Genomic DNA, 9,347 nt, shown 5'->3' on the forward strand with positions numbered 1-9,347 from the left:
ACTGCCCAGGCGCAGCTAGCCCGCCGGGTTGCGGCCCGTGAACGCGATCAGCTGCTCGAGGGCCCCGGCGTCGGCCGGCACGTCGACCGGCTCGTCGAACCCGGCGCGGCTGCGTTGCTCCGGGCGGATGATCTGGTGCGCCAGGCCCAGCACGTATTCGGCCAACGGCTCCGGGGCGTCGACGTCGTGTCCCACCGCCCTGGCGTAATCCCAGGCGTGGACCAGGAATTCGAGCGACAGGATGCCGCAGGCGCCTCTGGCCGGCATCTCCCCACTACCGACCGACACGGTGCCGTCGAGGCCGTGGCGATGCCACGCGTCCAGGGCCGGGCGTGCCGCGGCGATGACCTGCCGCTCCACCGAATCGCTCGCGTCGCGCTCCGGGATCTCCGCGCCCACCATGCCCCCGAGCGCCTTGATCGAGGTCAGCAGATGCTCGGTCAGCCGTGTCACGTCGAATTCGCGGCACGGCGTCTGCCGGGTCAGGTCGTCGGCCGCGATGGGGTGCAGGACTCGCTGCAGCACACCCAGCGTGTCCTCGGCGCTGTGCAGTTCGTCGGCAGGCGGGGAATGAGGTCCGGGTCGCAAGTCAGGAGCCATATTTGCCACGCTACGGTCTCGATATGGGCGAAACATACGAATCCGTCACCATCGAAACCAAAGACCACGTCGCACAGGTGACGCTGATCGGGCCGGGCAAGGGCAACGCCATGGGGCCCGCGTTCTGGTCGGAGATGCCCGAGGTGTTCGCGGCGCTCGACGCCGACCGGGACGTGCGGGCCATCGTCATCACCGGGTCGGGCAAGAACTTCAGCTACGGGCTGGACGTGCCCGCGATGGGCGGCATGTTCGCCCCGCTGATGGCCGAGGGAGCGCAGGCCCGCCCCCGCACCGAATTCCACGCGGAGATCCTGCGGATGCAGAAGGCGATCAACGCGGTCGCCGACTGCCGGACCCCGACCATCGCCTCGGTACAGGGCTGGTGCATCGGCGGGGCCGTCGACCTGATCTCCGCGGTCGACATCCGCTACGCCAGCGCCGACGCCAAGTTCTCGGTGCGGGAGGTCAAGCTGGCGATCGTCGCGGACATGGGCAGCCTGGCCCGGCTGCCGTTGATCCTGAGCGACGGCCACCTGCGTGAGCTGGCGCTGACGGGCAAGGACATCGATGCGGCCCGTGCGGAGAAGATCGGGTTGGTCAACGACGTGTACGCCGACGCCGACGCGACGCTGGCGGCCGCGCACGCGACGGCCGCCGAGATCGCCGCCAATCCCCCGCTGGCCGTCTACGGCGTCAAGGACGTCCTGGACCAGCAACGCACCTCGGCGGTGTCGGAGAACCTGCGCTACGTCGCGACCTGGAACGCCGCGTTCCTGCCGTCCAAGGACCTGACCGAAGGCATCTCGGCCACGTTCGCCAAGCGTCCACCGCAGTTCACCGGGGAGTAGCGCGCCCTTGGCTACCCTCGCGGAGGTGACGACCAACGACGGAAGAATCCGCGTCCCAGCCGACCTGGACTCCGTGACGGCCATCGGCGAGGAGGACCACTCCGAGATCGACAGCGCGGCGGTCGAACGGATCTGGCGGGCGGCGCGGCACTGGTATGAGGCCGGGCTGCACCCGGCGATCCAGGTGTGCATCCGCCAGCACGGGCGGGTCGTGCTCAACCGCGCGATCGGCCACGGCTGGGGCAACGCGCCCACCGACCCGCCCGACGCCGAGAAGGTCCCCGTCACCACGGATACGCCGTTCTGCGTGTACTCGGCGGCCAAGGGCATCACCGCGACCGTCGTGCACATGCTCGTCGAGCGCGGCGTCTTCTCGCTGGACGACCGGGTCTGCGACTACCTGCCCACCTTCACCAGCCACGGCAAGGACCGCATCACGATCCGGCACGTGATGACCCACAGCGCCGGCCTGCCGTTCCCCACCGGGCCCAGGCCGGACGTCAAACGGGCCGACGACCACGAGTACGCGCAGCAGAAGCTCGGCGAACTGCGGCCCCTCTACCGCCCCGGATTGGTGCACATGTATCACGCGCTGACCTGGGGTCCGCTGATGCGCGAGATCGTCTACGCGGCCACCGGCAAGGAGATTCGCGAGATTCTCGCCACCGAGATCCTCGACCCGCTGGGATTCCGCTGGACCAACTTTGGCGTCGCCAAGCAGGACGTCCCGCTGGTCGCGCCCAGTCACCCCACCGGCCGCACCCTGCCGCCGGTGATCGCCCAGATCTTCCGCAAGGCAATCGGCGGAACCGTGCACGAGATCATCCCGTACACGAACACCACGAGGTTCCTCACCTCGATCGTCCCGTCGTCCAACACCGTTTCGACGGCCGACGAGCTGTCCCGGTTCGCCGAAATCTGGCGCCGCGGAGGCGAACTCGACGGCGTGCGGGTGACGAGCCCGGAGACGATGCGCGGCGCGGCGGCCGAATGCCGGCGGTTGCGACCGGATTTCGCGATCGGCCTGATGCCGGCGCGGTGGGGCACCGGCTTCATCCTGGGGACCAAGCGGTTCGGACCGTTCGGCCGCAACGCGACCGCCGCGTTCGGCCACCTCGGCCTCACCAACATCGCCGTCTGGGCCGACCCGGAGCGCGACATGGCGGCCGGGGTGATCAGCAGCGGCAAGCCCGGCCGCGATCCGGAGGCCCGCCGTTACACCGCCCTGATGGATACCATCGCCGCGGAGATCCGCACCGGTTGAGGCCGCGCGGCGGTGGGAACACTGCCACGCATGGCTACATATCGAGTGCTCAATCCGAAGGGCGAGGTCGTCGCGACAGAAGACATCGAAAGCGCCGACAAGGCGCACGCGTGGTTCGCCGACAACAAAGTCGAGGGCAACGAACTCGGCTGGCGCATGGAGGTCGAGCGCGACGGCGAATGGCACTTCTTCGACGACAGCGAAGGCGATCGAAGCTACTAGTGTTTGCCTCCCGACGAGCGGGGCAACCCAATTACGCATGGAATCTGAACGCTTCCGCAAGCTGCTGGACGCACCGGGGCCGTTCGCCTCGGTCTACTTCGAGGACTCGCACGACACGCACGACGCCGAGGCCCAGCTCGATCTCAAATGGCGGGCCGCGCGCGAGGAGCTGGAGCAAAAGGGCGCAGCCCAAGCCGTCATCGACGAGATCGAAGCCGCGGTCAGGGACCTGCGTCCGCCGATCGGCCGCAGCGGGCGCGCGGTCATCGCCAGCGCCGACGGTGTGGTGCTCAACGAGCATCTGGCGCGGCCCACCGCGGCGACCGTCGTCCGCGTGTCGGAATTGCCTTATCTCGTACCGATTCTCGAGCTGAGCTTCGACCACCCCGACTACGTGCTGGTGGTCGTCGACCACAGCGGCGCCGACATCACCACCCAAATGGGCGGCACGTTGCATTCGGAAACCGTCGACGGTGGTGGCCACCCCGTGCACAAGGCCGCCGGCGCCGAAACCGCGGGTTACGGCGACCCGCAGCTGCGCACCGAGGAGGCCGCCCGCAAGAACATCCGCGCGGTCGCTGACCGCGTTGGCGAGCTGGTCGACGACAAGGGCATCGACGTGATCTTCGTCGTCGGGGAGGTGCGGTCGCGCTCGGAGCTGCTCGCGGCGCTGCCGGAGCGGTTGCGCAAGCGCGCGGTCGGCCTTGAGGTGGGCGCGCGGCACAGCGGTCACGACTTCGGCGAGATCGAGCACGCCATCGAAGAGGAATTCGTGAAGCGCCAGTTGCGCACGATCGACGCCGCCGCGCAGCGCTTCAGCGCCGAGATCGGCCGCGAATCCGGCCTGGCCGCCGAGGGATTGGGGCCCGTCTGCTCGGCGCTGCGCCAGGGCGCGGTCGAAACTTTGATCATCGGGGAAATCGGGGACGCCACCGTCGTCGCCGACAAGGACCTGACGACGATCGCCCCCGACGAGAACGTGCTGTCCGAGCAGGGCGCCGCGCCCGACAAAACCTTGCGCGCCGACGAGGCGCTGCCTATGTTCGCGGTTTCCGTCGGGGCCTCACTCGTGCGCACCGACGAACGGATCGCCCCGGCCGACGGCGTCGGCGCGGTCCTGCGCTACGCACCGACGCTGCACTGACGGGCGGCGGGCCGCAACACCCAGCGTCGCTCCGTCACTCGTAAAAGGTCATTGTGTCGGCGGCGTAATCGATGTACACCGCGTACTCGGAGAAGGGTAAATATCCGGTGTTCATCGACCCGCCCGAGGTCACCGTCGGGTAATAGGTCGAATCCAGGGCGTAGGAGTACAGCTCCTGGCCGCTGGTGGTGTAGACCGCGATCGTCGAACCGGTTCCCGCGCTGCCGAGCAGGGATGACGGGAGGGTTCCGTCCACCCCTCCGGAATCGATGATCGCCGAAACGGATTGGAGAGCGCCGCCGTTAACCGACACCTCCAGGGTTGTGATAGGCGCACCGGTGACCGTGGCAATGGAGGTCAAAGTTGTTGGGGCGGGACCGAATGTCAGCGTGCCGGCGGATTCGTTGATAAGCAGCCCCTCGTTGTAATACGAGTTGGAAAATGACTGCGTCGGGCTGCTGGTACTCGGGCCGCTTGCGTTTGCTCCTACACCCAAAACGCCGGTCACACCGTCGTGGGCGAAGTAGTTCTGGAACGAGAAACCGTTGGTTTCCAGAGCCTGCAGTGACGTGGGCCATGCAAAGAGCTCGACGTCGACAGGCGTCGAGTTGGTCACCAGCCCGCCCCCGAAATTGATCGGCATGTTCAACGTGACGTAGAGATAATCCAACCCGCCGCTATAACCGCCGATACCGAAACCGGTTGGTAGCCCGTAGCTGAAGAGTCCCAGGATCCCCCCGATGTCTTGGTACGGGACCACAAGACCCGTAGACCCGGTGTCCACCAGCAAAGGCTGGCTCGATCCGTTGCCGACGGAGGCGTAGACGATCGCCTCGGACCCGTTGACGGTCAAGGGAACCGTGGCACTCGTCGAGGTGGTGGTGACCGCGGACGTGGCGTTGGTCGTGGCCGCACTGCCGGTGGACCCCGACGACCCTGTGCTGATCAACGGACGCCCTATCAAGGTCTCGCTGGTTTCGTTCACGACATCGATGACCGCTTCCTCGACTTGGCCGACATCGTTGTTCACGGTTTCGGCCGCGTTGCTGAGCAGCCCGCCAACGGGGCTGCTGCTAATCGCCGAGTCGACCGAGCTCAGCGCCGCACCCACCGGGCCGCCGGCGATCGCGCTCGATACCTGAGCCAGCAAGTCCTGTACTTCCGACCATGCCGTGAGCTGGGCGGTGGCGGCCGACGCTCCGCCGTAATAGCCAACCATTGCGGTCACGTTTTGTGCCCACATTTGCTCGTACTCGGCTTCCACGGCAGCGATCGTGGGCGCGTTCTGCCCGAGCAGGTTGGACACCACGAGCTGCGCCAGCTGGTTTCGGTTGGCAGCAACCAACGCGGGATGCACCGTGGCGGCCAGGGCGGATTCGAAAGCACCCGCTACTGTTTGGGCCTGCGCAGCGGCGGTTTCGGCTTGAGTCGCCGCTACAGACAACGCCCCCGCGTACCGCGCGGCGGCGGCCAGCATCGCTTCCGACCCGACCCCCTGCCAGGCCTCCCCAGCCAGCCCCGACGTCAGGGCGGAGAACGATTGCGCCGCCGAACCCAATTCGGTGGCCACCCCATCCCACGCCGCCGAAGCGGCCAGCATCGGCGCCGAGCCCGTGCCCGCACTCAGCAACGACGAAATGACCTCAGGTGGCGACACCAAGAAACTCACCGGCGAATCGCCCTTGCGGCCACAGCGACCGCCGCCGCCTCACTTCGCGCAGAGGCGGCCGCAGCGTCAACGACTGCAATCGTCATGATGGACCCCTCGGCGACCATTCGATGTCTGAACCGCTGAAACGCCGCGACCATAGAAATCGAATCTGAAACCAAGCTGAAGACCTCGCGCAATGACGCCGCTTCTTCAGGTCAATTTCAGGAATGCAGCGAGCGCCCCAAACCTCTTCGTCGCCTCGCCTCGCTCACAGGGATTCAGGCGGGCCAGGCATCTAGCAGTGGTCCGATGTCGCGCGACACCACCCAGCGGTGGCGGAGGGATTTGAACCCCCGGACGGGTTTAGCCGTCTCTCGCTTTCAAGGCGAGTGCATTAGGCCGCTCTGCCACGCCACCGCCCATAAGGGTAACGGTGGCCGGTAGCGTGGCCGGCATGCGCGCGATTGTCGCCGAATCCCCCGACCAACTGTCCTGGCAAGAGGTGCCCGACGCGACCGCCGGGCCCGGCGAGGTGCTGGTCAAGGTCGCCGCGGCCGGCGTCAACCGCGCCGACGTGCTGCAGGCCGCCGGCAAGTACCCGCCCCCGCCGGGGGCCAGCGAGATCATCGGCATGGAGGTGTCCGGCGTCGTCGCGGATGCGGGCGAGGGCGTCACGGATTGGCCCGTGGGACAAGAGGTTTGCGCGCTGCTGGCCGGCGGGGGTTACGCCGAATACGTCGCCGTCCCCGCCGGGCAGGTGATGCCCATCCCCGACGGGGTGGACCTCGTCGACGCGGCGGGGTTGCCGGAGGTGGCGTGCACGGTGTGGTCGAACCTGGTGATGGTCGCGCACCTGAGCAAGGGGCAGCTGCTGCTCATGCACGGCGGGGCCAGCGGGATCGGCACCCACGCGATCCAGGTCGCGCGGGCGCTGGGCGCCCGGGTGGCCGTCACCGCGGGGTCGGCGGAGAAGCTGGAGTTCTGCCGCGAGCTGGGCGCCGAGATCACCATCAACTACCGCGACGAGGACTTCGTGGCGCGGCTGCAGGAAAACGGCGGTGCCGACGTGATTTTCGACATCATGGGCGCCGCGTACCTGGACCGCAATATCGACGCGCTGGCCACCGACGGCCAGCTGGTCATCATCGGCATGCAGGGCGGGCTGAAGGGCGAGCTCAACATCGGCAAGCTGCTGGCCAAGCGGGCGCGGGTCATCGGCACCACACTGAGGGCCCGGCCCGTGACGGGTCCGAACAGCAAGACCGAGATCGTGCAGGCGGTGACGGCCTCGGTGTGGCCGATGATCGCCGAGGGCAGGGTGCGCCCAATCATCGGCGCGCGTATGCCCATCCAGCAGGCCGGTGAGGCGCACCAAGACTTGGTGGCGAGCAAGGTAACCGGAAAGATCGTGCTCACGGTCTAGTCAGCGCATTGCGTGTGAATCCACGGCATTGCGTGTGCGCTCATGGCGGCGACACGCCGACGAGGGCCGCCCAGTGTGCACACGCAAAGCCCTCAATGCACACGAAAAGCCGCTCAGCCCAGCGACGCCAGCGCCCGCACCAGCTGGTCGACCTCGGCCGTCGTCGAGTAATGCGCCAGGCCGACGGTGACGGCGCCGCCCACGTCGTTGACGCCCAGCACGTCCAGCGCGCGCGAGCTGTCGTTGGTGATGGCCAGAATGCCGTTGTCCGCCAGGCGCTGCACCACGCGCTCGGCGGGCACGTCCTGGAGCGCGAAGCTGACCACCGGAATGCGCGCCTCGGGACGGCCGATCACCATCACCAGTGGCAGCGACCGCAACGACGCCATCAGGTAGTCGAAAACCCGGTTCAGGTACGCGGTGGCCGACTGGGTCGAGATCGACAGTCGTTCGCGCCGGCTGCCGCGGGCCGACTCGTCGAGCGACGCGAGGTACTCGATGCTGGCGACCAAGCCGGCCAGCAGGCCGAACTGATGGGCGCCGACTTCGAGGCGCGCCGGGCCGACGGCCTGGGGGTCGGACGAGACGGCGCTGAACGAGTTGATCAGCGCCGGATCGCGAAAGACCATCGCGCCGATCGGGGGACCGCCCCACGCCAGCGCGTTGACCGCGACGATGTCGGCGTCGGTCTCCTTGACGTCGAGCAATCGGTAGGGCGCGGCCGCGGAATGGTCGACCACCACCAGCCCGCCGACTTCGTGGACCAGCTTGGTCATCGCCCGCAGGTCGGTGACCGTGCCCAGCGTTCCCGACGCCGACGCGACGGCGACCAGCCGCGTCGACTTCCCGATCAGGCTCTCCCACTGCCAGGTCGGCAGCTCGCCGGTCTCGATGTCGATCTCGGCCCATTTCACCTTGGCGCCGTAGCGGTGTGCCGCGCGCAGCCACGGGGCGATGTTGGCCTCGTCGTCGAGCCGGCTGACGATCACCTCGTAGCCCAGCCCGGCCCGTGACGACGACGCCTCGGCCAGCGACGACAGCAGGATGGCGCGGTCGGCGCCGAGCACGACGCCCGCCGGGTCCGCGTTGAACAGGTCGGCGACGGCCGCGCGCGCGGCCTCCAGGACGGCGGCGCTGCGCCGTGCCGACGGGTGCGCCCCGACCGTGGTGGCGGCCGAACGGCGGAACGCCGTCGACACCGTCGTCGCCACGGAATCCGGGATGAGCATGCCGACCGGCGCGTCGAAGTGCACCCACCCGTCACCCAGCGACGGATGCAGTCCGCGCACCCGGGCGACGTCGTAAGCCATGACAGCCACCTTAAAGCTTTCGCAATTTCGCGAAAATTGTGACGGTAGCGGGTGCCCCTTCGGCAATTCAAGCCAGCTGGTGGCTTGGCGAGCCGAGTCACCCGGGCAGCCATACTAGTCCGGTGGGCCTGTGGACCGGAACGCTGATCGCACTGTTCTTGCTGATCGCGCCGGGTGTGATAGTCGCGCGCATCACCCAGTTGACGTGGCCGGTGGCCATCGCGGTTGGGCCTGCGCTGACGTACGGCGTTGTGGCGCTGGCGATTATCCCGCTCGGCGCGCTCGGCATCCCGTGGAACGGATGGACCGCGCTGGCGACGCTGGCGGTGGTGTGCGTGATCGCGACGGCGTTGCAGCTGGCGCTCGCGCGCTACCGAGACCCCGAGGCGGAGGCACGCGGGGTCAGTCGCTTGCCCGCGGTGACGGTGGCCGCCGGCGTGCTCCTGGGCGCGGCGCTGATCATGTGGGCCGGCTATCGCGGCCTCACGCACTGGCAGTCCATCCCGAGCACCTGGGACGCGGTCTGGCACGCGAACGAGGTGCGCTTCATGCTCGACACCGGCCAGGCGTCGTCGACCCACATGGGCGAGCTCCGCAACGTGGAGACCCACCAACCGCTGTACTACCCGTCGGTGTTCCACGCGCTGACGGCGGTCTACTGCCAGCTCACCGGCGCGGCGCCCACCACCGGCTACACCCTGAATTCGCTGGCCGCGTCGGTCTGGCTGTTTCCGTCCAGCGCCGCCACGCTGACCTGGTTCCTGCTGCGCCCCATCAGCAGCCAGTGGCGCGCCGCGAGCGTGTCCGCCACCGCCGCCGGGATGCGGTCGCGGTGCCGCAGCGTCGAGGCGATCAGCACGAACGTCGGGATCGCGACGCCGTAGG

Annotated in this window: 8 protein-coding genes, 1 tRNA gene and 1 pseudogene; 6 read left to right on the forward strand and 4 right to left on the reverse strand. The window is 68.3% G+C overall.

Going from position 1 to position 9,347, the window contains the following annotated elements; genetic code table 11:
• Nucleotides 1-15: 15 nt before the first annotated feature.
• Nucleotides 16-600, reverse strand: coding sequence for a TIGR03086 family metal-binding protein (locus tag A9X00_RS15335; RefSeq protein WP_197515180.1), 585 nt, complete (start codon nt 598-600; stop codon nt 16-18).
• A gap of 23 nt (nt 601-623) precedes the next feature.
• Here A9X00_RS15335 and A9X00_RS15340 point away from each other — a divergent pair, with 23 nt between their 5' ends.
• From A9X00_RS15340 to A9X00_RS15355, 4 genes are read left to right on the forward strand one after another with little or no spacing between them, the layout of a single operon-like run.
• Nucleotides 624-1,448 (forward strand): crotonase/enoyl-CoA hydratase family protein, encoded by an 825-nt coding sequence (locus A9X00_RS15340; RefSeq protein ID WP_067154799.1) that lies wholly within the window; start codon nt 624-626, stop codon nt 1,446-1,448.
• A gap of 25 nt (nt 1,449-1,473) precedes the next feature.
• A complete protein-coding gene (gene lipE, locus A9X00_RS15345) occupies nt 1,474-2,712 on the forward strand; it encodes a lipase LipE (RefSeq protein WP_067154802.1) in 1,239 nt (412 codons plus the stop codon).
• A 30-nt stretch (nt 2,713-2,742) separates the two neighbouring features.
• Nucleotides 2,743-2,934: a hypothetical protein gene (locus A9X00_RS15350; protein ID WP_067154805.1), complete on the forward strand. Its 192-nt coding sequence runs from the start codon at nt 2,743-2,745 to the stop codon at nt 2,932-2,934.
• Nucleotides 2,935-2,971: 37 nt separating this feature from the next.
• Nucleotides 2,972-4,078, forward strand: a complete 1,107-nt coding sequence (locus A9X00_RS15355; RefSeq protein ID WP_067154808.1) for a hypothetical protein — start codon at nt 2,972-2,974, stop codon at nt 4,076-4,078.
• Nucleotides 4,079-4,112: 34 nt separating this feature from the next.
• On the opposite strand, the gene A9X00_RS15360 is transcribed toward A9X00_RS15355, so the two are convergent.
• Nucleotides 4,113-5,747 (reverse strand): PecA family PE domain-processing aspartic protease, encoded by a 1,635-nt coding sequence (locus A9X00_RS15360; protein ID WP_067154811.1) that lies wholly within the window; start codon nt 5,745-5,747, stop codon nt 4,113-4,115.
• Between the two features lie 312 nt (nt 5,748-6,059).
• Nucleotides 6,060-6,146: transfer RNA gene (locus tag A9X00_RS15370), tRNA-Ser, on the reverse strand.
• Between the two features lie 37 nt (nt 6,147-6,183).
• Here A9X00_RS15370 and A9X00_RS15375 point away from each other — a divergent pair.
• The gene (locus A9X00_RS15375; protein WP_067154830.1) at nt 6,184-7,152 is read left to right on the forward strand and encodes an NAD(P)H-quinone oxidoreductase; all 969 of its coding nucleotides are present in this window, start codon (nt 6,184-6,186) and stop codon (nt 7,150-7,152) included.
• A 113-nt stretch (nt 7,153-7,265) separates the two neighbouring features.
• On the opposite strand, the gene A9X00_RS15380 is transcribed toward A9X00_RS15375, so the two are convergent.
• Nucleotides 7,266-8,462, reverse strand: a complete 1,197-nt coding sequence (locus A9X00_RS15380; protein WP_067154817.1) for a cysteine desulfurase-like protein — start codon at nt 8,460-8,462, stop codon at nt 7,266-7,268.
• 122 nt (nt 8,463-8,584) lie between these two features.
• On the opposite strand from A9X00_RS15380, the pseudogene A9X00_RS15385 reads away from it, so the two are divergent.
• Nucleotides 8,585-9,307: pseudogene (locus A9X00_RS15385) on the forward strand (DUF6541 family protein); the annotation flags it as partial.
• Nucleotides 9,308-9,347 lie beyond the last annotated feature (40 nt).

Origin of the sequence: Mycobacterium sp. 1245805.9 (assembly GCF_001672915.1) — a bacterium.
Lineage (GTDB): Bacteria > Actinomycetota > Actinomycetes > Mycobacteriales > Mycobacteriaceae > Mycobacterium.

Excerpts from the sequence above, each read along its gene's own strand:
- A9X00_RS15335 (WP_197515180.1), bottom strand. The coding sequence starts at position 600 with ATGGCTCCTGACTTGCGACCCGGACCTCATTCCCCGCCTGCCGACGAA.
- A9X00_RS15340 (WP_067154799.1), top strand. The coding sequence starts at position 624 with ATGGGCGAAACATACGAATCCGTCACCATCGAAACCAAAGACCACGTC.
- A9X00_RS15350 (WP_067154805.1), top strand. The coding sequence starts at position 2,743 with ATGGCTACATATCGAGTGCTCAATCCGAAGGGCGAGGTCGTCGCGACA.
- A9X00_RS15355 (WP_067154808.1), top strand. The coding sequence starts at position 2,972 with ATGGAATCTGAACGCTTCCGCAAGCTGCTGGACGCACCGGGGCCGTTC.
- A9X00_RS15375 (WP_067154830.1), top strand. The coding sequence starts at position 6,184 with ATGCGCGCGATTGTCGCCGAATCCCCCGACCAACTGTCCTGGCAAGAG.
- A9X00_RS15380 (WP_067154817.1), bottom strand. The coding sequence starts at position 8,462 with ATGGCTTACGACGTCGCCCGGGTGCGCGGACTGCATCCGTCGCTGGGT.